Here is a 25,080-nt window from a genome sequence, read left to right as displayed (position 1 = left end):
TCCTTGCCGGGTGATGGGCTGGTTACCAGGTAGTGGCGTGGCGCCAGAAAAGCGTGTATTCCGGTTGGCTCCAGTGACGCTTGTAGAGCGTCCAGGCGATGCCGATGAGGACAAAGTCCACAGCGCCCAACAGCAGGTAGCCGCCGGCCGCACCGGTGAGTGGGCCCAGCAGTCCGCCGGCGGCGAAGGCAAGGACGCAGACCGCCAGGTGGACGGCTCCAATGATCTGGGGGGTGGTCTTCTCGCCGATGAAGTCCAGTTCGTAGCTGAGCAGTGTCAGGACCATAAAGGCCCAGGAAGCCAGGGTGGCGGCCACCGCCAGCAGGGACTGCTGCGGATCAACCCCGGACATCACCAGGGACACTGAAAGTGCCAGCAGCGCTGCGATGGCGCCCGTGAGCAACACGGAGCGGTCAACGACACGGCTCAACCGGCGCGAGCTCCCCTTCAAAGCGCTGATGGGAGCCGCTTCAATGTCCCGGTGCAGGCCGTTGAGGGCACTGTCCACGCCAGGCGCAAGGTGGACAAAGTAGTAGTTGTAGGCAACGACAGCGGGCAGCATCGCTGCGAACACGGCGACGACGTTGAAGTCGCCTTTGGTGACCAGGAAGAGTGCAAACTTGTCAGCCCAAAGCACGGCTCCCATGAGGAGTCCGCGGACAAGGTCGAGGCCGAACACCCGCGTGCCGAGCCGCTGGGTAAATCCCAACTGCCGCAGGCCGGAGCGCATGGCCAGGAGCTGCGTTGCCGTGCCCACCAGGGGCGGAAGCCACCACACTGTGGGGGCGATAAAAAGCGCGGCGGCGTAACCGGACCACGCCGCTGCCCACAGGCCCCGGCGGTTTGCCACGTTGGCCAGTACCAGGGACTGCACAAAGAGAAGGTGCAGGACGCAGAGCACCACATAGTCGAGCATCACGGTGGCGGACCACCCTGAGGCCAACCACATGGGAACGGCGAATACGGCAACCAGCGGCAGTGACTGGACGAACATCATGGGCCAGTAACGGCAGAATTTCCGGGTGATGGCTTCGAGGTTCCGCTCGGCCATCAGATCGCCGAGGACCCGGTAGATGGGAAGGCATGCCGCCTGGGCCATCCAGGGCACGGTGATGGAGGATGCCAGCACCACGAGCGTCAGGGGCACCCCATCCACGTCAACGGCAGCCATTGTGGGGCTGACCAACGGGTAGACAACGTTGAGCAAAAGAACGGGTGAAAGGTACAGCAGGAGCGCAGAGCCCAACCTTTCAGTCGAGGCAACTGCCCCGCTGTTGGGACCGGCAATGCCTGGCTTGATGATCAGGGCGAGAGCCAGCAGGAACGGGACCGCTGCTGCGGCAAGAACGGGAAAACCGGCGGAGCCGGGAAAAAGCTGCACGGTTGCGGGCACAAGTGCGGACAGCGCCAGTCCCACCACAACGATCAACGACATCTGGCGGGTGTAGGAATCGTGAAATAAGGACTTCAAGATGATCTGGTTCTTTCCTCTGGATCAAGCCCCTGCCCTCGAGCTGCGGGCATGGAAAAGCCCACCGGTCTCTCTCGTCAGCGATTGAGGCGCGGCAGGCGCGATGGGCACTCATGTTGGTGTTGGGTCGGTTGTGCAGGAGAAGGGGAGTCGACGGCGGACTGGGGGGCCGGCCCGGTCTCAGAGGCAGGCTTCCGCCGCCGACTCCGGCTGGTACCGGCCCCACTTGGAAGGCCGGAAATCTACAAATCTAATTCCACGCAAAACTTCACGGAAAAACCCGAGTAGGCAGTACTCTATTTTTTTCCAATGCACTACTTGGTTTCTTGGCAGCGCCGCTGGAATGACCCAACCCAGCGGCCTCCGCTGGTAAACCATTGCGTCCGGTTCAGGCAACAAGAAACATTCAATCAACCACTCCTCAGAAACTACTTTGAGAAAGATCAAGATCTGATCAATGCTCGAAAAGATTCTCAGGAATTCCTCAGTATTATCCAAGGCCCGTTGCTGAGGACCTGTTCGCCCACGTCAGTAGCTGATGGCCTGCTGTTTTGCCGCGCCGTGACGCTGTTCACAAACGGCCGACGCGCATTATCGTCGACCCCATTCACAACCCTGGGTAATGTGATGCGGATCGCACGCCGTAAGCTTTTGTCCGTCTCAAATGCCGGCACCCTGCCGGGCCTGGAAATTGACGGAGAATATCATCGAAGATACCCCTGGAGTCCGCCTCAAAAAGGGACCTGATCCCAAGGCTGGTGTTTGCCTGAATTTCCCACTGAGCCATCCGCGGGGTTGGCGGTGCCGAATCCACAGGTAATGCATAAAGCCCGGACCGGCTGTGCGTGCCGGGACAGTTACTACATGGAAGGAAGCAGTTGTGGAGCGCGGTGTAGCAGTAGTGATCGAAGACGACAACGACGTAAGGGCTGCGCTTGCTGCGATTTTCCGGCAGGCAGGGTTCGCTGTGCACCAGGCGACATCGGGTGCTGAAGGACTGGACCAGGTACGGACGCACAACCCTGACATCGTGACCCTCGACATCGGCCTGCCGGACTTTGATGGGCTTGAAGCGTCCCGGCGCATCAGGACCTTCAGTGACGCTTACGTGGTGATCATCAGTGGGCGTGCAGACGAGGCGGATGCGTTGCTTGGCTTTGAGGCGGGCGCTGACGATTACATCGTCAAACCCTTCCGTGCCCGGGAACTTCGGGCCCGCATCAAGGCGATGCTCCGCAGGCCGCGGGCCTCCAGCCCGGGTGGGGCGGGCAGCAGCCAAGGGGACGCCGCTGCGGGTTCCGGTGACGGGACTTTCACGCGGGAGGCGACGTATGACAGTTTCGACTACGTCCACAAGGGCCTGGCTTTGCACGAGGGAACCCGGCAGGCTGCCGTGGACGGCGTACCCGTCGCCCTGACGCGGAGCCAGTTCGACATCCTCCTGGTGCTGATGAAAAAACGGCGGACCATCCAGGCGAAGGCCGACCTGGTGCGCTACCTTCGACATGACAGCTACGACGGCTCCTTTGTGGGCGCCACGGAGGAACGCGCGGTGGAGGTCCACGTCAGCAACCTCCGTAAACGTCTCGGGGAAAACCCCAGGAAGCCGCGGTGGGTGGAGACGGTGCACGGTGTGGGCTACCGCCTCACGCCGCCGGTGCCGCGCCGGCAGGGCAGGCAACAGGACTGAATGCTGAACCCGCTGCTTTTCAGCTGCCCTGGGCCGGGGTGAGGATTTCGCGCAGGGCTTCGACCACCAGGTTGTGGTCCTGGACCTGCGGGAGGCCGGATACCGTGACAGTGGCGACGGACCCGACGCCGGCCACGTACAAGGGGAAAGACCCGCCGTGGGCTGCGTAGCGGGACTGGTCGAACCAGGCGTTGTCCTCGATCCGGCCGCCGTTCCGCCGGCCCCGAAGGCCGACCAGCAGGGACGGCACCTCGTAGCGGGCCGCTGTGGCCTTCTTCGCCCGGATCCACTGCTCGTTGTCCGGAGTGGCGCCGGGAAGCGCCACGTGGAAGAGCACCTGCTCACTCCTGGAAATATCAATGGCAATGGGCAGGCTCCGCTCCTTTCCCAGCTCCACCAACAGCAACCCGAGGTTCAGGGCGTCATCCAGCGAAAAGCCGGGAAACTGCAGTTCCCTGGTCTCGGCTTCGATCCTGGCAATGAAGGCGTCCAGCGAACCCTCAGGCTGGGCATCGGCGGAGTCCGGATCGAAGTCGGTCACAAGCGGTGAATTGGCGGTCATGGCCCACAATCTACCCCGCCCAGGTGTAAACTGGGCAGGCCCAACAGGGCAGCTTTAACCAACCACTGAAACATTCAACGACAGGGGAGCGCAGCCGTCGGGCATCACTGGCATTTGCCAGGATCCGCAGGTGGGCGCTGAGAGTGCGGACAGCCGCAGACCCTCGAACCTGATCCGGTTAGTACCGGCGCAAGGGAGTCGAGTTCTCGAAGTGCGCGGAAAATGGCGGCAGCAACCGCCACCCGTGTCCACTTTCCCCTCCTGTTACCCAGGAGGACCACCATGAGCACTGCAGCAATCAAGAAGACCACCAGCAGGTCCTGGCGCGTCGTGGACATCGTCGTCGCAGCCCTGATCGCGATTGCCGGCGGCATCATTTTCTGGGCCTGGTCCCAGGGTGCTGCGGCCGTTTCCGCGCCGATGAACGCCGTCTATCCGCCCCTGACCGGCCTCCTGGCCGGCGGCTGGATGATCCCGGCCGTCCTGGGCATGCTGATCATCCGGAAACCAGGTGCCGCACTTTTCTGCGAAACCATCGCCGCGACGGGTGAGCTGTTTATGGGCTCGCAGTACGGCGCGTCGGTGCTGTTTTCCGGGTTCGTCCAGGGCCTGGGCGCCGAGATCATTTTCGCCATCTTCGTCTACCGGAAGTTCAACCTTCCTGTCTCCCTGCTGGCCGGCGCGGGTGCCGGACTCTTCTGCGGCCTGAACGATTCGTTCGCGCCGTGGGGCTGGAACATTGCCTATTCGGGCGGCGACAAACTCGCCTACATCGTCTTCACCGCCATCTCCGGCGCAGTCATCGCCGGCGCCCTCTCCTGGATCGCCACCCGCGGCCTGGCCAGGACCGGCGTGCTGGCTTCCTTCGCCTCCCGGAAGGCCGCATCGGAGCCTGCCTTCTCCTGATGCCTGCACCTTCCCAGCACGGCAGCCCGGCGGTCCGGCCCGCAGCGGTCAGTGCCCGCGGGTGGGGCTGGCGCCATGCCGGCCGTACCAGGCCCGCCGTCCACGCCCTTGACCTGGATATCCGGCCCGGCGAGCGGGTCCTCCTTTTGGGCTCCTCCGGAGCCGGTAAGTCCACGCTGCTCCACGCCCTCGCAGGGGTGCTGGGGGATGCGGACGACGACGGCGAAGCGGCGGAGTCGGACGAGTCCGGTTCGCTGCTGGTGGACGGCGCCCCGCCCCGGTCCCAGCGCGGCCGCGCCGGCCTGATGCAGCAGGACCCGGAAACGCAGGTGGTCCTCTCCAGGGTGGGCGACGATGTTGCCTTCGGCGCCGAAAACCTCGCGGTGCCCCGGGACACTATCTGGGCCCGCGTGCACGAGGCGTTGGCCGACGTCGGGCTCTCCCACCTTTCGCTGGACCACCCGACGTCGGCCCTTTCAGGCGGGCAGAAGCAGCGCCTGGCGCTGGCGGGAATCCTCGCCATGCGGCCAGGCCTGATCCTGCTGGATGAGCCCACGGCGAACCTGGACCCGGCCGGTGTCCTGGAGGTCCGCGACGCCGTGGCCAGATGCCTGGACAAAACGGGAGCCACGCTGGTGGTGGTGGAGCACCGCGTGGGCGTGTGGAAAGACGTGGTGGACCGGATCGTGGTGCTGCAGCCGGGAGCGGCGTCGGACCCGGCCGTGCTCCTTGACGGGCCGCCGGATCTGGTGCTGGAAAGCGCCCGGGACATGCTGAAGGCCGCCGGCGTCTGGGTCCCGGGATACGTTCCGGCAACCCGCTCCCGCGCGGCGGGCTCCCCGGCCGACGGCGACCTGCTTCTTGCCGCGGACAATCTGGCGGTGTCCCGTGAACGGCCCCGCCGCAGCAGGTTCCGCAAAATTCCGCCGGTTCCCGTCCAGGAAGGAATCGACGCGCAGGTAATTTCCGGGCAGGCGCTGGCCATCACGGGTCCCAACGGCGCCGGAAAATCCACCTTCGCCCTGACGCTGGGCGGATTACTGGCTCCGGTTGCCGGGACCGTCGGGGCGGAGCCACGGCTGGGCCAGGGTGCCGGCCCGGATCCCTACCGCTGGAAGGCCGAGCAGTTGATCGAGCGGATCGGCACGGTGTTCCAGGAGCCTGAACACCAGTTCGTCACCGGCCGGGTGCTGGACGAACTGCAGTTCGGTCCCAGGCACTTGGGCCATGGCGCGGAACGGGTGGATGAGCTGCTGGAAAGGCTGCGGCTGACCGGTTTGGTGGGCGCGAATCCCTACACGCTCTCGGGTGGCGAGAAGCGGCGGCTTTCCGTGGCCACCGTCCTGGCCGCGAGTCCCAGGGTCCTGATCCTGGACGAGCCCACGTTCGGGCAGGACGCCAACACCTGGGCCGAGCTGGCATCGTTCCTCACCGAACTCCTGGACACCGGCACCGCTGTGGTCTCGGTGACGCATGATGCCGAATTCACCGCCGCCCTGGGCGGGGCCGAGCTGCGACTGTCAGCTCCGGAGCGGGTGGCGCCATGAGGCAGGAGCTGAACCTTTCCGGCGGAACCGCCGTGCTGACCCGCGCCAACCCGCTGAGCAAATTTGCCGCCGTTTTCCTGGTCACGCTGGTTCTGGCGCTGTCCATCGACTGGGTTTCCGCGTCCGTTGCGCTCGCCTGCGAACTGCTGCTGTTCCCCCTGGCGGGGCTCACGCTGACGCTGCTGTGGCAGCGTGGCTGGCCGTTGATCCTGGCGGCGGCCGTCGGCGGCTGGAGTACCTCCATCCTGGCAGCGGACAGCGGAAGGACGCTGATCGACGTCGGGATCTGGACCATGAGCGAGGGTTCGCTGGAAACCGGCGCCGGATTCCTGCTCCGCGGCCTGGCCATCGCCCTTCCCGCTGTGCTGCTGATGAGCTGTACCGATCCCACTGACCTGGCCGACGCGCTGGCCCAGAAGGCCCGGCTGCCGCACCGGTTTGTCCTGGGGACGCTCGCGGCAATGCGGCTGGTGGGGCTGATGGCGGAGGAATGGCAGACCATCGGGATGGCGCGCCGGGCCCGCGGCGTGGGTTCGCGCGGCAGCGTGGGCCAGCGGATCAAGGCCACGCTGGGACAAAGCTTCGGACTCCTGGTGCAGGCGATCCGGCGGGCCTCCAGGCTCGCCGTGACCATGGAAGCGAGGGGTTTCGGCGGCGGCGAACGGACCTGGGCCCGTGAGTCCACCTTTAGCGCGCTCGATGTGTGGGTGGTTGCCGGTGGTGCCCTGATCTCCGGCCTTGCCGTCACTGCTGCCGTGTCGGCCGGAACGTGGAACATGGTGTGGCTGGGGCAATAGGTCCTTATCCTGTTGGCAAAACCATTGATCTTCCCGAAACACACTGATAGTTTCGGGAAATCGGTTTCTCGACAAAGGTGGATACCCAATGGCGCGTAAAAACATCCGTGGAACCCGGAAGATCATTGCAGTGGCAACAGCCCTAAGCCTTTTGGGCTTCACCGTTGCCTGCTCCAATGATTCGTCCGGCGAATCAGGCTCAGGGCAGCAGGAGATCCGGTTCGCCTGGTGGGGAAACGCCACCCGCGCGGACCTGACCAGCAAGGCCATCGCCGCCTTCGAAGCACAAAACCCCGATATCAAGGTCAAGCCCGAGTACGGCGACATTTCGGGCTACTTCGACAAGCTCGCCACCCAGGTCGCGGCCAATGACGCCCCGGATGTGATCACCATGGGCGGCGCCTACCCCGCCGAGTACGCCAACCGCGGGGCCCTGCTTGACCTGTCCACGGTGGGCGACGCCCTGGACCTGTCCGGCATCGACCAGGGCGCCCTGCAGAACGGGCAGGTGGATGGCAAGCAGTACGGCATCTCCACCGGCGCCAACGCGCTGGCCATCGTGGCCAACCCGGCCGTCTTCGAGGCCGCCGGCGTCCCCATGCCCGACGACGGGACGTGGACCTGGGAGGATTTCGCCCGGATTGCCGCAGGCGTGACCGCCAAAAGCCCCAAGGGCACCTACGGGACTGCCACTGTCCTGACCCACGACTCGCTGGACGCCTTCGCACGGCAGCGCGGCCAATCGCTGTACACCAAGGACGGCGCGCTGGGCCTCGAGGAGGGCACGGTCCGGGACTACTTCGACTACTCCCTGGAACTGAGCCAATCGGGGGCCGCGCCCGGTGCGTCCGAAACGGTGGAAAAGCTCAACGTCAGTACCGAGCAGACCCTGATGGGGACCGGCCAGGCCGCCATGATGCTGACCTGGTCAAACTCGCTGACGGCCCTGAGCAAGGCCTCCGGTGCCCCGCTGGAGCTGCTTAAGCTGCCCGGCGAAATCCCCACCCACGGCATCTGGCTGCAGTCCTCCCAGTTCTACACGGTCTCGGCGCGGAGCAAGCATACGGAGGCGGCGGCCAAGCTGATCGATTTCCTGGTCAACAATGAGGAATCGGCGCGGGTGGTCCAAAGTGACCGTGGTGTGCCCAGCAATGCCGACATGCGTACCGCCATCGGTGACCTGTTGACCCCCCAGGGCAAGGCCGAGGCGGCCTACGTGGACGAGATCGGAAAGCAGGATTTTGCCCCCACCTTCATCGGACCCACCGGCTCCACGGCCGTGGCTGAAATTACGGCACGTATCAACACCGAGGTGCTTTTCGAGCGGCTGACACCCGAAAAGGCGGCAGGCCAGTGGCTGAGCGAGAGCAAGGCTGCCATCGGGAAATAGGTGCCAGCGATTGCCTGGTATCGCACGTAACGGGTATACGGCGCGCCGCTGGGCCCTTGGGTGGCCCAAGCGGCACGCCGTAACTCATTCATGATATATTCGCGGCATGAGCCAGGAGACTACCGAACACGTTGCCGCCATGTTGAGGAACGCCAGGAGCGAGAAGGGCTGGACCCAGGGACAGCTGGCTTCCGAGCTTGGCACCAGCCAAAGCGCAGTGGCCCGGATGGAGCAGGGCAAGCAGAACCTGAGCCTGAAGATGATCCAGCGCCTGGAAACCATCTTCGACCGCAGCATCGTTAACGTTGGTAAACCGCGGATGACGCACCTTCGTGTTGAAGGCGGCCGCACCCTGTCCGGCTCGGTGGACGTCAACAGCAGCAAAAACGCCGGCGTTGCCCTGCTGTGCGCCAGCCTCATCAACCGGGGGACCACCGTCCTCCGCCGGCTTGCCCGGATCGAGGAGGTCAACCGCATCGTTGAGGTGCTCAGCAGCATTGGTGTTGAGTGCACCTGGCTGAACGCCACTGACCTGCGCCTCCGCCGCCCCGCCGTGCTGGACCTGGCTGCAATGGACGTTGACGCCGCCCGCCGGACCCGCAGCGTCATTATGCTGCTGGGGCCGCTTCTGGACGAGACCGCCGAGTACCGGCTGCCCTATGCCGGCGGCTGCGACCTGGGCACACGGACCGTTGAACCGCACATGCAGGCTCTGCGTCAGTACGGTCTGTCGGTGGAGGCCACGGCAGGCTTCTACAGCGTCCAGGCGCCATCCGCCGATACCCGCGACCGCTCCTTTGTGCTGAGCGAGCGCGGGGACACGGTCACGGAGAACGCCATCATGGCCGCTGCCCACCGCGAAGGCACCACCGTGATCCGCAACGCCAGCCCCAACTACATGGTCCAGGACCTCTGCTTCTACCTGCAGATGCTCGGCGTCAGCATCGAGGGCGTCGGCACCACCACGCTTCGGATCGTTGGCCGGCCGCACATCGATGCCGACATCGAGTACTTCCCCTCCGAGGACCCCATCGAGGCGATGAGCCTTATTACCGCAGGCATCGTGACCAACTCCGAGGTGACGGTCCGCCGGGTTCCCATCGAGTTTATGGAGATCGAGCTTGCCACCCTGGGCCAGATGGGCCAGCAGCTGGAGATTTCCGGCGAATACGTGGCCCGCAACGGACGGACCAGGCTGGTGGACGTAACCACCAAGCCTTCCGCGCTGCGCGCCCCTGAGGACAAGATCCACCCGATGCCGTTCCCCGGCCTGAACATCGACAACCTGCCCTTTTTCGCCGTGATCGCCGCCAACGCCCACGGCCAGACCATGATCCACGACTGGGTCTACGAAAACCGGGCCATCTACCTCACGGAGCTGAACCGGCTGGGCGCCCAGGTGCAGCTCCTGGATCCGCACCGGATCTACGTCAACGGGCCCACCAAGTGGCGCGCAGCAGAGGTCGGCTGCCCGCCCGCCCTGCGCCCGGCCGCGTGCCTGCTGCTGGCCATGCTTGCCGCCCGGGGAGTGTCCGAGCTGCGGAACATCTACGTGATTGAGCGCGGCTACGAGGACCTCGCGGAGCGCTTGAACACCATCGGGGCCAAGGTGGAGTACTTCCAGGACTAGTTCCGGCGGATTCTGCACGATCATCCGCGCCCAGGCCCGGGTGGGCCCCGCCAGTCCGGGCTTCCGGCCCGGCCCGCGGCGGATGATGGTGCAGAATCAGGCAGGACGGCCCCGCCGCAGCACAGCCCGGATGTCCCGGAGCACCACATCGGGGGCGTTCCAGACCTGCTCGGGCGCGAAGCTGAGGGTTGCGTAACCCAGGGCCTGCGCGGCGTTCAGGCGGGCCATGTCCTTGCGCCAGGCGTCCCGCGAGCTGTGGAACTGGTAGCCGTTGACTTCCACGATGAGCCAGCCCCCAAGCATAAAGTCCACCCGCCCCACTCCGGGTACTTGGACCTGTCGGCGGAACTCAAGCCCCGCCGCGTCGAACAACAGCTTGGCACTGATCTCCGGCACGGATTCGGACAAGCCGTCCGCCTTTGCCAGGCGCCGCCGGGCCACACCGTAGTACCTGGCGCCCAGCTGGGCTTCCAGCGCAGCCCGGGACACACCCTGGAAGCGCATTGCGGACTGGGCGATCGCTATCGCATCGACTTCCGGCAGGCAGGTCAGGGCGTGGATCACAATGTCCTCGATGCCGGCGATGGGCAGTTGGTGATGCGGCTCGAAACGCAGCCCGCCGTGCCTGGGGCGATGCGTTCCGCGCCGGTGTTTGGCCGCCAGATGGAGCCGGACCGGCCTGTCCTTGATCCACAGCCCGTACCGGATGGCCCCGGAAGCGCAGGTCAACAACGAATCGCTGACGATTGCCTGCAGGAAAGCGGGATCGGCGTCCGGCAAGGCCCAGACACCCTTGCGCGGCTGGGCTGCTCCGGCTGTGGCGAGATTCCGCACCGCGCGCTCCGAGTAGCCTTGGCGGCGGAGCAGGCCAACCCGTGCCACGCCGCCGACGGATTTCAGGTAGTCCAGGGGGTCCATGGAACGAGCCAGCCATCTTTTGGGCCGGTTGGGCACCGCCGTCGTGCCCTATGTGGAGAACGGGCGGCGGGTTCTGCCCACTCAACCACGACAAACCCGGGCCCCGCCGCCCACTGGCCCGCACGCCGCGCCCGCCCACCGCATTGATTGGGCAGAATCCGCCGCAATCCGGAACCGGTTACCGGCAGGGAAGTGCCGCACAATGTAAGCATGCGAACATTCGGCGTTGAGGAAGAGCTCCTGATCGTTGACCCGGAGTCGGGCGAACCGCTGGCGCTCGCGGATGCGCTGCTCTCCGGCCGGCACCTGGCCGCCGATGATTCGCCGGCCGGCCAGGGCATGGGGCTCAGTGCCGAACTCAAGCTGGAGCAGATCGAGACCCAAACCCGTCCGTGCGGCGACCACGCCGGGCTGCTCCCGCAGATCAAGGCCGGGCGGCTGCTGGCAGACCAGGCCGCCCGCAGGAACAACGCCCGGGTGGCTGCGCTGGCCACGTCCCCGCTGGCCTCAACCACCCACACCACTCCTGACCCGCGGTACGCGTTGATGCAGGAGCGGTTCGGACTCACCGCGCAGGAGCAGCTGACCTGCGGCTTCCATGTCCACAGCTTCGTGGCCTCGCCGGAGGAAGGCATCGCCGTCCTGGACCGGATCAGGGACAAACTGGCTGTCCTCACGGCGCTGAGTGCCAATTCGCCCTTCTGGAACGGGATGCCCACCGGGTTCGAAAGCTACCGCACGCAGGCTTGGAACCGCTGGCCGACTTCCGGCCCGGCCGGCATTTACGGGACGTACCCTGCCTACCGGCGGGTGGTGACCCGGCTGCTGGACAGCGGTGTGATGCTGGATGAAGGCATGCTGTATTTTGATGCCAGGCTGTCCCGGAACCACCCCACGGTTGAGGTGCGGGTGGCGGACGTCTGCCTCCGCGCAGAGGATGCTGCGCTGATTGCGGTGCTGGTGCGGGCCCTGGTGGAAACGGCCAGCAGGGAGTGGCGGGACGGCATTGACCCTGTCCCGGTGCCCACGGTGCTGCTCCGGATGGCGGCCTGGCAGGCCAGCAGCAGCGGGCTGCGCGGGGAACTCCTCGATTTTGGGACCTTCCGCCCTGCTCCCGCCGTCATGGTGGTGCGGTCCCTGGTGGACTACCTGGCACCGGTCCTGCAGGAACAGGGCGAACTGGCCCTGGCCCGGCAGGGTACGGAGGACATCATTGCGCGCGGCACCGGCTCGGCTGAGCAGCGCCGGGTGCAGGAAGCAGCGGCCGACGACGGCGGGCTGGGGGCCGTGGTCATCCATGCCGTGGGCGTCACGATGCACGGCACTTCAGGGCTGGCTGACGTGGCGGGGACGCCGGAACTGCTCCGCGTACGCCAGTCCTGAAGCACCTGTCAGAGACCCGCCGCCAGGCGCAGGCCGAGCGTGAGCATCACCAGGGCGATGAGGCCGTCGAGGAAGCGCCACGACGATGGCCGGGCAAAGAACGGACGCAGGACGCGGGCGCCGAAGCCCAAGGCGCTGAACCAGGCTCCGCTGGCGGCGATCGCCCCCGCACCGAACCACCAGCGCAGGTCCTGCTCCTGCTGGTTGGCCACCGACCCGAGCAGCAGCACCGTGTCCAGGTAGACGTGCGGGTTGAGCCAGGTCAGGGCCAGCACTGTGGACAGGGCGGCACCGGCGCTGAGTGCCTTCCGGGAACCTGACGCCGTCAGCACCCCTGGTCGGATGGCGCGCCGGGCAGCCAGCACACCGTAGGTGACCAGGAACGCGGCCCCGGCATAACGGGCCACGTCCACCACCACCGGGCTGGTTTGGATCAGGACACCGAGGCCCGCGATGCCCCCGGCAATCAGCAGCGCGTCGGAGACGCTGCAGACGATGACAACGGCGGCCACGTGCTCGCCCCGGATGCCTTGCCGGAGCACAAAGGCATTCTGGCTGCCGATGGCGACAATCAGCGCCAGCCCTGTGCCGCAACCAAGCATCGCCGCGCCAAACCCAACAAGTATGTCCATAAAGCCAAAGCTACGGTTGGGCTCGAAATTACTCCAGCTAAAGATAATTAGGACTACTAAGCTGAGCTAATGAAGAAGTTCCAGCTCGACCAGTTGAAGACCTTTGCCGCAGTGCTGGATGAGGGGACGCTGGAGGCTGCCGCTCGCACCCTGCACGTCACGCCGTCTGCGGTGTCGCAGCGGCTCAAGGCGATGGAGGACGCAGCCGGCCAGATCCTGCTGCAGCGAACCAACCCGGCCCGCCCCACCACGGCGGGCGAGGCCGTGCTGCGCTACGCCCGCCAGCTCCGGCAACTGGAAGGGGACGCGCAACGCGAACTCGGTGGCGCCGCCGGTAGCCCCAGCACGCCCATCCCGCTGGTGGTGAATGCCGATTCGCTTGCCACCTGGTTCATGGCGGCGCTGGCAAGCCTCCCCCCGGAGCCGGGTGTCACCTTTGAGCTGCGCCGCGAGGACGAGCAGCATTCCACGCAATTCCTCCGGACGGGAGCGGTGATCGCCGCCGTCACAGCGAACCCGGAACCGGTTCAAGGCTGCAGCGTCGAGCCACTCGGGGCGCTGAGATACCGTGCCGTAGCCAGTCCCGGGTACGTCCGGCACTGGTTGCCCGGCGGGCCGGAGCTCGTTGCGGGCAGCACCGCCCCGGTGGTGGACTTCGACCGGAAGGACGACCTTCAGGGTGGGTTCTTCCGCAGGATGACCGGGACGGCCCTCGGTGCCCCGCGGCACTACGTCCCGTCATCGGCAGAGTTTGCCCAGGCCATCCGGCTGGGGATGGGCTGGGGACTGCTGCCCGAAGCGGAATGCCTGCCGTGGCTTGGCAGCGGCGAGCTGGTGGAACTCGCGCCCGGGCACCCGGTGGACGTGGCCCTCTACTGGCAGCGCTGGAAAATTGACTCGCCGGTGCTGAACCAGCTCACGGCGGCCGTCCGGGCGACGGCTGCCCACGAGCTCCGGCAGCCCGCCCCGGGACCGGGTTCCGTCAGATCTGCTTGAGCGCTTGCTCCAGGTCGCCGATCAGGTCATCGGCGTCCTCGAGCCCCACGGACAGCCGCACCACACCGTCGCCCAGCCCGATCGCTGCGCGGCCTTCCGGCCCCATGGCCCGGTGCGTGGTGGTGGCAGGATGGGTGATGAGGGACTTTGAGTCACCCAGGTTGTTTGAGATATCGATGATGCGCAGGCCGTCCAGCAGGGCAAAGGCGGCGTCCTTGGCCGACCGCCCGGGAGCCGAACCCAGGTCCAGCGTAAGGACGGTGCCGCCTGCCTTCATCTGCTTCGCGGCAAGCCCGTACTGGGGGTGCGATCTAAGCAGCGGGTATTTCACCCAGCTGACCGCCGGCTGCTGCTCCAGCCACTCGGCCAACCGCAGGGCCGTGGCCGACGAGTGGTTGACCCGCAGTGCCATCGTCTCCAGTCCCTTGTTGAGGACCCAGGCGTTAAACGGGGAAAGCGAAGGCCCGGTGTGGCGCATGAGCTGCTTCACGGGACCGTCAATGAACTCCCTGGTGCCCAGGATCGCCCCGCCCAGGACGCGGCCCTGGCCGTCGATGTGCTTGGTGCCGGAGTAGACAATAACGTCGGCGCCGAACTGGCCGCACCGCTGGAGCAGGGGAGTGGCAAATACATTGTCGACGACGACTGTTGCGCCGGCAGCGTGGGCCAGGTCGCTGACGGCGGCGATGTCCACAATCTCCTGCATGGGGTTGGACGGCGACTCGAAAAACACGGCAGTGGTGGGCTGGGACAGGGCTTCGCGCCACTGGTCCAGGTCCGGCCCGTCAACAAACACCGTTTCCACGCCCCACCGCGGCAGGATCTCGTTCAGGATCACAAAGCAGGAACCGAACAGCGACCGGGCGGCAACCACGCGGTCGCCGGCAGCGAGGAGGGCGCCCAGGGCGGTAAAGACCGCTGACATTCCGGAGGCCGTGGCGAAGCACGCTTCGGTGCCCTCCAGCAGCCGCAGCCGCTCCTGAAAAGTGGCTACCGAGGGGTTGCCGTAGCGGGAGTAGACAAAACGCTGGTCCTCGCCGGTGAACGCCCGCTCGGCGGCGGCAGCGGATTCATAGACAAACCCTGAGTTCAGGAACAGCGCCTCGCTGGTCTCCTGGAAGTTGGTGCGGTCCAGGCCACCGCGGACCGCCTGCGTATCGGCGTTCCAACCGGCAGCGTCGTCATTAAAAGCCATTTAGTTGGTTCCCAGGTTGGTAGGCAGGCCGCGGTTCTTCCAGCCGTTGACGGTCCGTTCGCCATACCGGTCAGGCTCGCCCTCGAAGCCCTCCAGCACGTTGTATGAGGTGAAACCGGCCTGCGTCGCCGCGGTGGCAGCCGCGATGGAGCGCTGCCCGGAACGGCACAGGAACAGCAGTTCCGCGGCTGAATCCTCCGGAGCCTGCTGGCTGAGGTCGCTGATGAAGGCGGGGTTCGGGACGCCGCCAGGGAAGGTCCACTGAATAAACAAGGGATCGTTGTCCGTGGCCTTGGTGTCAGGAATGCCGATATGGGCCCATTCAGCTTCGGTCCGGACGTCCACCAGGATGGCGCCCTGCTCCAGCTTGGCCCATGCCTCCTGCGGGGTCAGGTCTCCGGCGTAGCTCATGCGTGCCCCTCGCCGTCGAATTCGAGGCTGTCCACTGCGGTTGCCACGGCGGCGTCGGCCGTGGCGATGGCGGCCGGCAGGACAACTGCCTGGGCCACAATCACACCTCCGCCGTTGTACGTGGCGGCGGGGCTTCCGTGCAGCACGTAGCCCTCCGCCAGTGCGGCCGAGATCCGCTCGCAGAACTCGCGGTTGTCCGGGCCGCTGATGAGGCGGTAGGACAGTCTCTCTTCAGGGGCAGGTGCGTCGGACACGACGGATCTCCTTCTCTCACGCTTGCAGCTCGAATGGTCGATATGCCGAGTATTCACCTGAGGCACCCCGCCGCGGAAGGGAGGGTTGCCGACCGGCCAGTCAGGGCTTAGTGCCGGTACTCATTACTCCCCAAAAACGTAACACTTGCTGCCCGGTGCCGCACGGCCGCCGTCGTCATGTTCCGTAACCGAGCCGCGCCGGGCACGGGGTCCTGGCGCGGCGGCCGGACCGATAAGGTTTGCATGGGGGCGCCGCCCCGACAGCTGGCTTCAGACCGGGGGGTTCCCATCAGCAATCGATCAGCCGCGCGGAGTGGCGGCACTGCCGTGCCCGGCACCCGGATTTTCCGCGCCTGTGCTGCCCTGCTGGCAGCGATGATGATGACAGTGCTGGCCATCGGGCTGCCGGCCGGGGCGGCACACGCTGCTGCGCCGGTTCCGGACGACCGCGGGCCCCTCCTTGGCGCCGTCCTGGAATGGGGCGAAGATACCGCCGCAGGTTTCGCGGACCGGCTGGGTGCACGGCCCGCAGTCCTGGGTCACGACATTGACTTTCCGTACCGGGATGCGGAGCGTAACGACCTCAAGGGCTTCCTGTACCAGGCGTCCGCCCAGGGCGCGCATGCCATGCTCACCGTCCGGCCCACCGTCCCGCTGGACCAGGTGGATTCAGGCTCTGCTGCCGCCTTCGCGGCGGAGGTGCGCACGCTCGCCGGCGGGTTCAAGGGCAAGCTCCTGATCCGGTTCGCCCCCGACATGAATTCCAGCTGGGTGGAGTGGGGCCAGCAACCGGCAGCGTACCGGGAGGCGTTCCGGACGCTCGCCGGCAAATTCCGGGCGTCCGACGGCGGCGCCCTGATGGTGTGGGCCCCTTTCCTTGGCAAGGACTACCCGTTCGAGCGGAGCAGGGCAGCCCCCGGTCCCGGAAGCGACGGGTTCAGCCTGCTGGACAGCAACGGGGACGGCAGTTGGAACGGTGCCGACAGCCCTTACGGGCCGTATTATCCGGGCGATGATTCCGTTGATTGGGTGGGCCTGAGTGCCTACCATGACGACACCTCGGGCGGGGCCGCCGTCAACTCCCTGCCCCGCGCTGGTGAGTTGCGGGAAATGCTGACATCGGCCGGCGGTGAGGACTTCTACGGCACGTATGCAGCCGGCAAGGACAAGCCGTTCCTGCTCCAGACCGCCGCCTTCTACAGCCCGGCGTCGGGAGGTGCCGCAGAGTCCGACATCAAAGTGAACTGGTGGGACCAGGTAGTGGGCACCATGACGTCGGCGGAATTCGCCCGGACCGCCGCCGTTGTGTGGGATGAGCGGACCAGCACCAGGGACACCGGGGTCGCCAGCATTAACTGGCTGCTGACGGGGAAACCGGACATTGCTGCAGCTGCCTCGGAGCGGCTCAAAAAATCCCCTGTGGTGACCGGGCCGGTGACGGAGGTGTCCACGGACGGCAGTTATTCGCATCCCAACACGTTGTCCGGCGTTGCCGCGTGGAGTGTTGGAGCGGCTTTGCTGATCCTCCTTGCCGCGCTGTGGCAGATTCCCGGACGGATCAACAACGCTTCCTCCTGGGCCTATGCGGATCCGTCCAAGCGTGACTCCCGCGTGGATCTGCTGCGCGGCATGGCGATCGTCTTTGTTGTGGTCAACCACCTGGGCATGACATCCCTCTTCCAGCTTTTTACCCAGGAAGCGGTGGGATTCGTCTCGGGAGCCGAATTGTTTGTCCTGTTCTCCGGCCTGGTGGTGGGCATGGTCTACGGGCCGCGCGTCAAGGACGACTTCGGCCGCGTGCTGGAGTTGACGTCGCGCCGCGCAGGCAAGCTGTACGTGACGGCACTTGTGGTGCTGATCGGTGTCTTCCTGCTTTCGCTGCTGCCGGTTTTCCGTTCCGAGGTGCTGACCACGTTCGTGGACCAGGGAACGGGTGGAGCCGGCCATGGCGGTGCGGGCCGCACCTACGACCTTTACGCCGGCATGGGCTCCCTGCTGCAGTTCCCCGTACCGCCGGGGATCCTGCCCGCGATCCTGCTGCTGCAGTTCGGGCCGTGGCAGTTCAACGTGATGGGCCTCTACGTGGTGCTGCTGCTCGCCAGCCCCCTGATCCTTGCTGCGCTGGGCCGGGGCAAAGGGCTGTATGTGCTGGGTGCATCGATTGCTGCCTACGCCGCCGGCGCAACCACCCGTTTCCGGCTGCTCCCCTCGCAGTTCGAGGATTCATTCCCCCTGCTGGTGTGGCAGGTGTTGTTTGTGATCGGGCTGGTGGCGGGGTACCACCGGCACCGCATCATTGCCTGGTTCTCGGCCCGGGTTTGGGTGGTGGCTGCCTGTACCGTCCTGGCCGTTGTCTTCGCGTTCCTGTCCTGGGGCAACCCGTACTTGGCCAATGGCTTCGACGTCCGGCTCGCCGTGATCCCGGACGCCACCTACCGCATCATGTACGACCTGTTTTTCGGCCGCACCTACCTGGCGCCCGGCAGGTTGCTGAACGTGCTGGTCCTGGTGGTGGCGGCCTACGCGTTCCTGACGGCGTATTGGAAGCCGGTGCAGCGGACACTGGGGTGGTTCCTGATTCCGTTGGGCCAGGCAACCCTGTATGTGTTCATCATGCATGTGGTGCTGATTGCCGTGGTGGCCAACATTCCGGCCCTGCTGCAGGAGAACGTCCTGCTGAATACAGCGGCCTACGCCGTGCTCCTGGGGCTGCTGTGGGTCATGGTCAGGACCAGGTTCCTTTACCGGATCATTCCCACGTAGGCCCGGTCCGCAGGCCGCTGACCGCCTGGGGCAGAATTACCTGATGCAGCAGGTGGTCCTGCCATTTGCCCGCGATCTTGAGGTAGTTGGGAGCCAGCCCGATCTCCTGGAATCCGGTGCGGTCCAGGATGCGCCGGGATGCTGCATTGTGGACCAGCGTGGCGGCCTGGACGCGGTGCAGTCCCAGTTCCGCGCCGGCATAACCGAGCGTGTAACGCACACCGGCCGTGGCAATGCCCCGGCCGGTGAGGTCGCGGTCCACCCAGTACCCGAGATTGGCGCTCAGGAACGGCCCCCGGACGATCCCTGTCAGGGTGATGGCGCCGACTATCCGGTCCCCGTGAAGTTCTGAGCCCGGCTGGTCGGTGTCGACAAGGACCCACGGCACCTCGGTTCCCGCGGACAGGTGCGCCCGTTTGGCGTGGATGATGTCCAGCTGGTGGGAGGCAGTGAAGAACGGGTCGAGCCGTTCCGGTTCCCAGGGTGCGAGGTGCCCCCGGTTGCGGAGATAGGCAGCTGACATTGCCCCGGCGTCGGTGGCAGCAAGCAGCCGGATCCCGACGCCGGGAGCAATCCCAGTCATTGAACCGTCCAGTGGGTGCTCCTAGACCAGGCCCGGGTAGCTGGCCATGATGTAGTCCGTCGCGGCGGGGCCCTTCATGCGCAGGCCGTTCCGGCCAGAGCCCACCCTGGCCTTCATGGCAGTCCAGAAATTGGATTCGGGGCCTGGTGTCTGCTGGTTGATGAAGCACCAGCTGGTGTACAGCCCGTACAGGCGGTCCCGGTCGAGGCTGGTTTCGTTGACGGTGTCGACGTGGGTGGCTTCGTGGAGAAAAAGGTCAAACTGCGAATGTGCCATGATGGCGTCCCTTCGCTCAGTGCGTGGCGCCGCCGTTCGGCTACAGCAGCCATGACCGGCGCCATGCACGGGGCGCCGGAGGGTTGATGCGGGCAACTTCGGTTGTTGCGGCCCTGAGCGGCGCTAATGCTCCATCTACAATGTAGACTTTACCTGTAGACCAGGAATCGGGCAAGCGCCCGGCAATTTGCCGGGAGGCAGCACAGCTCCGGTCCGGAACGGAATCCATGACTTCCCCGAGCGCAACCACCGAAGGCGGCCGGTCCCGCAAGGCAAGGCTGAGCAAAGAGGTGGTGCTCGCCAAGGCCCTTGAACTGGTGGACGCCGACGGCCTCGAATCGCTCACCATGCGGCGCCTGGGACAGGAGCTGGGGCGGGACCCGATGAGCCTTTACCGCTACGCCGAAAACCGGGCCGCACTGCTGGACGGGGTATCGGAACTGGTGCTGAACGAGCTGCCGGTCCATGCCGATGACCCGAACTGGAAAGGCCAGCTGAGGCTGATCGCCCACAGCTTGCGCCTCATTGCGTTGGAGCATCCCAACGTGGTCCCGCTCCTGGTCACGCGGCCTCTGTCCACCCCGCTGGGTCTCCGGCCGTTGGGGACCCTTCGCCCCCTGGAACAGATCCTGGCACTTCTCATTGAGGCCGGGTTCCAGCCACCGGATGCGCTGCACGTGTACCGCGCCTATTACGGCTTCCTGTATGGCCACATCCTCAATGAGCTCCAGGAGTTTGTGGTGGATCCGGAGGAGAATGAGGCCCTCCTGCGGCTGGGCCTGCACCGGCTCCCGGCCAAGGACTTCCCCCGCCTCCGGGCGCTGGCCCCTGCCCTCGCTGACTACGACGGGTACGCCGAACTGGACCAGGGCCTGACCATCCTGCTCTCGGGCCTGGAGTCCCAGCTGTTGAAGCAGGAAGCGGCGCCGACGCCCGTTTAAGGCCCGCCGGTCTTATTCGATGCCGGCAAACAGCAGGTTCAGTTCGTCCGACAGTTCCTTCCGCAGCGCAGGAGTGCCGATTTCCTGGCCATCGATGCGGTTGACCGGGGCGAGCAGGCGCACGCTGGAAATCAACCACACCGCGTCCGCATCCAACAGGTCGCGCGGCTCCAGCGGGCCGTAGCCGAGCTCCCAGCCGGCGGCCTTCGCGGCGATAAAGAGGGCGCCCTGCGAGGTGCCCGGCAGGATGCCGCTGTCCAGTTGAGGTGTGATCAGGCGTTTGACGGTGGTTCCGTCCGCGGACTTTTCCACATGCGCCAACAGCACCGTGGACGTGGGTCCCTCCAGGACGCGACCATCGGAGGAGTGGAAAATAACGTCGTCGGCACCCTGCTTGTGCGCGTGGCGCAGGGCGGCCATGTTGACGGCGTAGGAGAGCGTTTTGGCGCCCAACAGCAGCCAGGGCGCCCTTTCCCCCACTTCACTGTCGTAACCCCTGTCCAGGAGGATCACGTCGATGCCGGTTTCCCGTTGCCGCCGGCCCAGCTCACCTACCGGTGATACCTGGACCCAAGCGGTGGGCGCCACTGCCCCGTCCACACCGCGGGTCACCACCAGCTTGACCGCCAGTTCGTCTGCTGCCGGCGCGGCCGGCGGATGCTGGACGTGATGTTGGCCCAGCCCGGCCGCGATCGCGCGCCGCCACTGGTCCTCGCCCGGCACGTCCAGGTCCAGCGCTTCGGCGGAGCCGGCCAGCCGGTCCAGGTGGGCCTGGATCTTGCGGACCTTGCCATCCACGGCCAGCATGGTCTCGAAGATCCCGTCGCCGCGGGTGGCGCCCTGATCGGTGACCATCAGCTGGGGCTGCGACGCGTCTGCCAGGCGGCCGTCAGGAGCATCAGGGTCGAGAAAAACGAGAACCACGGGCGAAGGAGAGGTCATGGCTCCAGCTTAGTGCGGCGTTGCCCGGATAAGCTGGGCTGACGCCGTGGCCGGAATCCGTCCGCCGGGCGCTCATTCTCCGGGGGTCTGCTCGTGTTGTGGCCGTTTTCGCTTGCCGGTACCGCTCCGGGGTGGGTGGTGACCCTCCTGGCCGTGGCGGACCTTGTGATCAGGGTGCTGGCCATCGGCATCATTCCCGGCAACAGGCGGCCCACCACCGCCATGGCCTGGCTGCTGGGCATCTTCTTTGTGCCGTTCCTCGGCATTGTCCTATTCCTGCTGTTCGGCAATTTCCGGCTCTCCAGCCGCCGCCGCGAACAGCAGCAGCAGGTCAACGACAGGGTCCGGTCCGGGATATCCTCCCTGGCAGCCGCCGAAAGCGAGTACCACGGCCCCGAGTGGGTGAAGTCCGCCGGTGAACTGAACCACAGGCTGGGTTCGCTGCCCATGGTGGACGGCAACTCCGTGGAGCTTATCCCCGGCTACCCGGACTCGATCCTGGCCATGACCGAAGCCGTGCGGAAAGCGAAGAAGTTCGTCAACGCCGAGTTCTACATCATGAGTTCGGACCACATCACCAACGACCTCCTCACGGCCCTCGAGGAGGCCGCAGAGCGCGGCGTCGAGGTCAGGGTCCTGTTCGACCACATCGGCACCCTCCGGGTTCCCGGCTACCGCAACCTGCTGAAGCGGCTGAGGGCGGGCAAAATCCAGTGGAAGCGGATGCTTCCGTTGCTGCCCATCCACGGCCAGTGGCGCCGGCCGGACCTCCGGAACCACCGCAAGATCATGGTGATCGACGGCGAAATCGCCTTCTCCGGGTCGCAGAACCTGATCGAGCCCTCCTACAACAACGCGCGGCACCGCCGGGCCGGACGCGAGTGGGTGGAGCTGATGGCGTGCCTGCAGGGCCCCATCGTGACCACCCTGAACGTCGTTTTCGCCACCGACTGGCTCAGCGAGACGGACGAGTCGCTGGAGGACCAGCTGCAGTTGCCGGCCAACACCGCACCGGGCAACGTCACGGCACAGGTTGTTCCCAGCGGTCCCGGGTTCATCACCGAGAACAACCTGCGGCTCTTCAACACCCTTATCTACTCGGCCCAGCAGCGGATTTCCATCTGCAGTCCGTACTTTGTTCCCGACGATTCCCTGCTCTATGCCATCACCACCGCAGCGCAGCGGGGCGTGGAGGTGGAACTTTTTGTCTCCGAGAAGGGCGACCAGTTCCTTGTCCACCATGCCCAGCGGTCCTACTATGAGGCGCTGCTGGAGGCAGGAGTGCGCATCTACCTGTACAAGGCGCCTTTTGTCCTGCACGCAAAGCACTTCACGATCGACGACGAAGTGGCGGTGCTGGGCTCCAGCAACATGGACATGAGGTCCTTCTCGCTGAACCTTGAAGTCTCGGTCATGCTGATGGGCGCCGACATTGTCACCAAGATGCGGGCAGTGGAAAACACCTACCGCGGCATTTCCCACGAGCTGAAGCTTGCCGACTGGCTCAACCGGCCGCTGGCCGCCCGCTACGTGGATAACGTGGCCAGGCTGACGGCGACAGTCCAGTAGCAGCGGTCCGTCCGCCTAGGGGTCCGGAAAGTGCGCGCCCAGCGTGGACAGGACGCCGTAGGCTTTGGTCCGGATTTCCTGGTACTCGTCCTCAGGATCGGAATCCGACGTGATGGCGCCGCCGATGCCCAGGCCCAGTTCCATGGCACCGCCGGGGCCGGCGCTGATCACCAGGGTCCGGATGGTCACGGCCAGGTCAGTGGCCCCGTTAAGCGAAAAATAGCCGATGGCGCCGGAGTACAGCCCCCGGGGCCCGGTCTCGAGCCGGTCCAGGATGGCCATGGTACTGATTTTCGGGGCGCCCGTCATGGAACCGGCCGGAAAGCAGGCCGCCACTGCTTCGGCGCGGGAGGAACCGGGCAGTAGCCGGGCGTCGATGGTACTCACCATCTGGTGGACGGTGGCGTAGCTTTCGATGGCGCACAGTCGGCTGACGGTGACGGAACCGGGGACGGCAAAGTGGCTCAGGTCGTTCCGCAAGAGGTCAACAATCATGATGTTTTCCGCCCGGTCCTTGGGCGAGGACGCCAGGTCCGCCTGCAGCGCCCCGTCCTCGGCGGGGTCGGCACCCCGGCGGCGGGTGCCCTTGATCGGTTCGGCGCGCATCCCGCCGTCGGCCGCGATTTTCAGGAAACGCTCGGGCGAGGTGCTGGCCACCGTCAGGCCGCCGAACCGCAGGTAGCTGGCAAACGGTGCCGGGTTGCGGTGCCGCAGGTCCAGGTAGGTGGACCACGGGTCCAGTGTCCCGGCCGGCACCGAGGCTTCCAGCGCCGTGGTCAGGCAGACCTCGTAGGAGTTGCCGTCCGCGATCTGGTCCTTGGCGGCATCGACCTTGCCCCGGTATGCGGCAGCCGAATCGCGGCTCCGGAAAGACGGCGCAGGGCGGCTGCCGGCAGTGGGGCGTCCGACGCCGGTGCTGCCGCCGTCTGCCGCCGGCACGGCAGCCACGGCGGTCCTTGCCGTGTGCAGCCAGTCCCGGGCGTCCGGGGCCTCCAGTGCCAGCAGCCAGACCGTGCCTTCTTCGTGGTCAATGACCACTGCGCGACCGGCAAAAATCAGGGCAGCATCGGGGGTGGCCGCGGACAGGTCTGAACCGCCGGTTTCGCGTTTCAGCTCAAAGCCCAGGCAGCCCAGCCAGCCCAGGGCAAACTGGGCCGGATAGCCGTCCGGTGTCCGTACCGCCCGGCGCCCCCACACGGTGTGCAGCCAGCGGAAAAACGGCCCGGGTACGGTGGCTGCCGCTGAGCCGGTGCTGATCAGGCTGGTGCCGGATTGGTGCGTGACGAATTGGCCGAACGTCCCGCCGTCGTCCGCCATGATGCTGAAGCGGTTGCGTTCCGGAACAGCGGCGGCTGAATTCGAGGAGTCGAGCCAAACAGCGTTGGGTGATTCGGAATACAGGGCGCGGAAAAGGGCGGGCGCGTCCGGCAGGCCCTCAAGCCGTTCCGTGAGCAGCTGCAGGCCCCGCCGCGCCGAAAGTTCGGGGGCCAGCACCGGGGCAAGGGCTGGGAGGTAGGGCAGGAGCTGCAGCACGTGCTCCGGGGCCGACGTGCCTGCGGAATTGTTGACCCGAATGCCCGCCTGGTGCGGCGCATCGTCCGTGGCAAGCCACTCATCCTCCTGGGCAGCCCACTGGTCCCAGAAGGGTTCATACGTGGCCCCATCGCGGTCCATGGCGCGGGATTTGCGAAGCCCGGGAGGTGCTTCCGCCCAGATGGCGGCGCTCAGGAAGGGCCGGGCAGCGGCAGCTGCCGCACCTACCCCTTCCACAATCACGATTTCCGCCGGAAGCGTTACCTGGGTTCCACCGTCGTAATGGTTTTCCCAGTCCCAGCTGGTCCACGTTGCTGCCTCGCCGCGGGCCAGGGGAGTGAGCACTGTGGCCACGTACCGTTCGACTCCCGCCGCGAGCCCGTTCCACCCGGGGTAGATGTCCTCCAGGTGGAACAGGGAAACCCTGTGGTGGGCCCGCAGCCTGGCCGCCAGTTCCACGGCCAGCGTTGTCTTCCCTGCGCCGGAGCGCCCGTCGATGGCGATGATGACGGGGGCTGGGCTCATGGACTGAAGCGTACCGCTAACCCTGGCGGGCTTTCATCCGGGGGTTCTTTTTATTGATCACAAACGTCCTGCCGCGGCGCCGGACAATCTGGGCGCCCGGGATCTTCTTCAAAGCCCGCAGCGAATTCCGTACTTTCATGGTGTTCTCCTTGTTCCGTTGGGTGGG

At 66.0% G+C, this 25,080-nt stretch carries 23 protein-coding genes and 2 riboswitches; of the genes, 11 read left to right on the top strand and 12 right to left on the bottom strand.

All coding sequences use genetic code 11. The annotated features are described in order from the left end of the window. Positions 1-22 precede the first annotated feature (22 nt). Positions 23-1,471 (bottom strand): hypothetical protein, encoded by a 1,449-nt coding sequence (locus ACRB8A_RS17785; protein ID WP_231686081.1) that lies wholly within the window; start codon positions 1,469-1,471, stop codon positions 23-25. A gap of 880 nt (positions 1,472-2,351) precedes the next feature. Here ACRB8A_RS17785 and ACRB8A_RS17780 point away from each other — a divergent pair. After that, positions 2,352-3,161 carry a response regulator transcription factor gene (locus tag ACRB8A_RS17780; RefSeq protein ID WP_432245241.1) on the top strand — a complete coding sequence of 270 codons (810 nt, stop codon included), beginning with the start codon at positions 2,352-2,354 and terminating at the stop codon, positions 3,159-3,161. A gap of 19 nt (positions 3,162-3,180) precedes the next feature. Here the strand turns inward: ACRB8A_RS17780 and ACRB8A_RS17775 are convergent, their stop codons facing one another. Continuing rightward, on the bottom strand, positions 3,181-3,723 hold the full coding sequence (locus ACRB8A_RS17775) for a heme-degrading domain-containing protein (protein WP_056595708.1): 543 nt from the start codon (positions 3,721-3,723) through the stop codon (positions 3,181-3,183). 72 nt (positions 3,724-3,795) lie between these two features. Then, a riboswitch (TPP riboswitch) is annotated at positions 3,796-3,937 on the top strand. A gap of 68 nt (positions 3,938-4,005) precedes the next feature. Here ACRB8A_RS17775 and ACRB8A_RS17770 point away from each other — a divergent pair. From ACRB8A_RS17770 to ACRB8A_RS17750, 5 genes are all read left to right on the top strand, one after another. Next, positions 4,006-4,629, top strand: coding sequence for an ECF transporter S component (locus ACRB8A_RS17770; RefSeq protein ID WP_050686280.1), 624 nt, complete (start codon positions 4,006-4,008; stop codon positions 4,627-4,629). Beyond that, positions 4,629-6,176: an ABC transporter ATP-binding protein gene (locus ACRB8A_RS17765; protein ID WP_432245240.1), complete on the top strand. Its 1,548-nt coding sequence runs from the start codon at positions 4,629-4,631 to the stop codon at positions 6,174-6,176. The genes ACRB8A_RS17770 and ACRB8A_RS17765 overlap by 1 nt, the downstream gene beginning before the upstream one ends. After that, the gene (locus ACRB8A_RS17760; RefSeq protein ID WP_056595702.1) at positions 6,173-6,973 is read left to right on the top strand and encodes an energy-coupling factor transporter transmembrane component T family protein; all 801 of its coding nucleotides are present in this window, start codon (positions 6,173-6,175) and stop codon (positions 6,971-6,973) included. The genes ACRB8A_RS17765 and ACRB8A_RS17760 overlap by 4 nt, the downstream gene beginning before the upstream one ends. Positions 6,974-7,061: 88 nt before the next feature. Next, entirely contained in the window at positions 7,062-8,363 is a 1,302-nt protein-coding gene (locus ACRB8A_RS17755; protein ID WP_056595699.1) for an ABC transporter substrate-binding protein, read from the top strand. Positions 8,364-8,469: 106 nt separating this feature from the next. Further along, positions 8,470-9,993, top strand: a complete 1,524-nt coding sequence (locus ACRB8A_RS17750; RefSeq protein ID WP_050686286.1) for a UDP-N-acetylglucosamine 1-carboxyvinyltransferase — start codon at positions 8,470-8,472, stop codon at positions 9,991-9,993. A 96-nt stretch (positions 9,994-10,089) separates the two neighbouring features. Here ACRB8A_RS17750 and ACRB8A_RS17745 read toward each other — a convergent pair whose 3' ends face one another. Beyond that, on the bottom strand, positions 10,090-10,911 hold the full coding sequence (locus ACRB8A_RS17745) for an endonuclease domain-containing protein (protein WP_056595696.1): 822 nt from the start codon (positions 10,909-10,911) through the stop codon (positions 10,090-10,092). A gap of 210 nt (positions 10,912-11,121) precedes the next feature. Here ACRB8A_RS17745 and ACRB8A_RS17740 point away from each other — a divergent pair, with 210 nt between their 5' ends. Next, complete coding sequence (locus ACRB8A_RS17740; protein ID WP_056595693.1) at positions 11,122-12,294, top strand: glutamate--cysteine ligase 2; 1,173 nt, start codon at positions 11,122-11,124, stop codon at positions 12,292-12,294. 8 nt (positions 12,295-12,302) lie between these two features. Here the strand turns inward: ACRB8A_RS17740 and ACRB8A_RS17735 are convergent, their stop codons facing one another. Further along, on the bottom strand, positions 12,303-12,926 hold the full coding sequence (locus ACRB8A_RS17735; protein ID WP_200933600.1) for a LysE/ArgO family amino acid transporter: 624 nt from the start codon (positions 12,924-12,926) through the stop codon (positions 12,303-12,305). 69 nt (positions 12,927-12,995) lie between these two features. Here ACRB8A_RS17735 and ACRB8A_RS17730 point away from each other — a divergent pair, with 69 nt between their 5' ends. Next, entirely contained in the window at positions 12,996-13,922 is a 927-nt protein-coding gene (locus ACRB8A_RS17730) for a LysR family transcriptional regulator ArgP (protein WP_056595687.1), read from the top strand. On the opposite strand, the gene ACRB8A_RS17725 is transcribed toward ACRB8A_RS17730, so the two are convergent. Genes ACRB8A_RS17725 through ACRB8A_RS17715 form a run of 3 tightly spaced genes read right to left on the bottom strand, consistent with a single transcriptional unit; the run spans position 13,909 to position 15,782 of the window. After that, positions 13,909-15,117, bottom strand: a complete 1,209-nt coding sequence (locus ACRB8A_RS17725) for an O-succinylhomoserine sulfhydrylase (protein ID WP_056595684.1) — start codon at positions 15,115-15,117, stop codon at positions 13,909-13,911. The genes ACRB8A_RS17730 and ACRB8A_RS17725 overlap by 14 nt on opposite strands. Then, positions 15,118-15,528 carry a rhodanese-like domain-containing protein gene (locus ACRB8A_RS17720; RefSeq protein ID WP_050686294.1) on the bottom strand — a complete coding sequence of 137 codons (411 nt, stop codon included), beginning with the start codon at positions 15,526-15,528 and terminating at the stop codon, positions 15,118-15,120. After that, positions 15,525-15,782, bottom strand: coding sequence for a DUF1737 domain-containing protein (locus tag ACRB8A_RS17715; protein ID WP_050686296.1), 258 nt, complete (start codon positions 15,780-15,782; stop codon positions 15,525-15,527). The genes ACRB8A_RS17720 and ACRB8A_RS17715 overlap by 4 nt, the downstream gene beginning before the upstream one ends. Before the next feature lie 13 nt (positions 15,783-15,795). Further along, positions 15,796-15,910: riboswitch (SAM riboswitch) on the bottom strand. Positions 15,911-16,157: 247 nt separating this feature from the next. Between ACRB8A_RS17715 and opgC the strand changes: the two genes are divergently transcribed. Next, positions 16,158-18,545: an OpgC domain-containing protein gene (gene opgC, locus ACRB8A_RS17710; protein WP_432246063.1), complete on the top strand. Its 2,388-nt coding sequence runs from the start codon at positions 16,158-16,160 to the stop codon at positions 18,543-18,545. On the opposite strand, the gene ACRB8A_RS17705 is transcribed toward opgC, so the two are convergent. Together ACRB8A_RS17705 and ACRB8A_RS17700 are read right to left on the bottom strand one after the other, a co-directional pair. Next, complete coding sequence (locus ACRB8A_RS17705; RefSeq protein WP_056595683.1) at positions 18,532-19,128, bottom strand: GNAT family N-acetyltransferase; 597 nt, start codon at positions 19,126-19,128, stop codon at positions 18,532-18,534. The genes opgC and ACRB8A_RS17705 overlap by 14 nt on opposite strands. 21 nt (positions 19,129-19,149) lie before the next feature. After that, positions 19,150-19,404: a hypothetical protein gene (locus ACRB8A_RS17700; protein ID WP_432245239.1), complete on the bottom strand. Its 255-nt coding sequence runs from the start codon at positions 19,402-19,404 to the stop codon at positions 19,150-19,152. 227 nt (positions 19,405-19,631) lie between these two features. Here ACRB8A_RS17700 and ACRB8A_RS17695 point away from each other — a divergent pair, with 227 nt between their 5' ends. Continuing rightward, positions 19,632-20,345: a TetR/AcrR family transcriptional regulator C-terminal domain-containing protein gene (locus tag ACRB8A_RS17695; protein ID WP_050686299.1), complete on the top strand. Its 714-nt coding sequence runs from the start codon at positions 19,632-19,634 to the stop codon at positions 20,343-20,345. Between the two features lie 12 nt (positions 20,346-20,357). Here the strand turns inward: ACRB8A_RS17695 and ACRB8A_RS17690 are convergent, their stop codons facing one another. Further along, complete coding sequence (locus ACRB8A_RS17690; protein WP_050686300.1) at positions 20,358-21,287, bottom strand: aminodeoxychorismate lyase; 930 nt, start codon at positions 21,285-21,287, stop codon at positions 20,358-20,360. 96 nt (positions 21,288-21,383) lie between these two features. Between ACRB8A_RS17690 and cls the strand changes: the two genes are divergently transcribed. Beyond that, a complete protein-coding gene (cls, locus tag ACRB8A_RS17685) occupies positions 21,384-22,856 on the top strand; it encodes a cardiolipin synthase (protein WP_050686417.1) in 1,473 nt (490 codons plus the stop codon). 15 nt (positions 22,857-22,871) lie between these two features. Here cls and ACRB8A_RS17680 read toward each other — a convergent pair whose 3' ends face one another. Both ACRB8A_RS17680 and ykgO read right to left on the bottom strand, forming a co-directional pair. After that, positions 22,872-24,914 (bottom strand): chorismate-binding protein, encoded by a 2,043-nt coding sequence (locus ACRB8A_RS17680; protein ID WP_432245238.1) that lies wholly within the window; start codon positions 24,912-24,914, stop codon positions 22,872-22,874. Positions 24,915-24,930: 16 nt separating this feature from the next. Next, positions 24,931-25,053, bottom strand: coding sequence for a type B 50S ribosomal protein L36 (ykgO, locus tag ACRB8A_RS17675; protein ID WP_011693081.1), 123 nt, complete (start codon positions 25,051-25,053; stop codon positions 24,931-24,933). Positions 25,054-25,080 lie beyond the last annotated feature (27 nt).

The organism is Arthrobacter sp. G.S.26, assembly GCF_050847375.1.
GTDB lineage: Bacteria > Actinomycetota > Actinomycetes > Actinomycetales > Micrococcaceae > Arthrobacter.
Note: the sequence above shows the minus strand (reverse complement) of the source record. Positions and strands in the feature narration are given on the sequence as shown.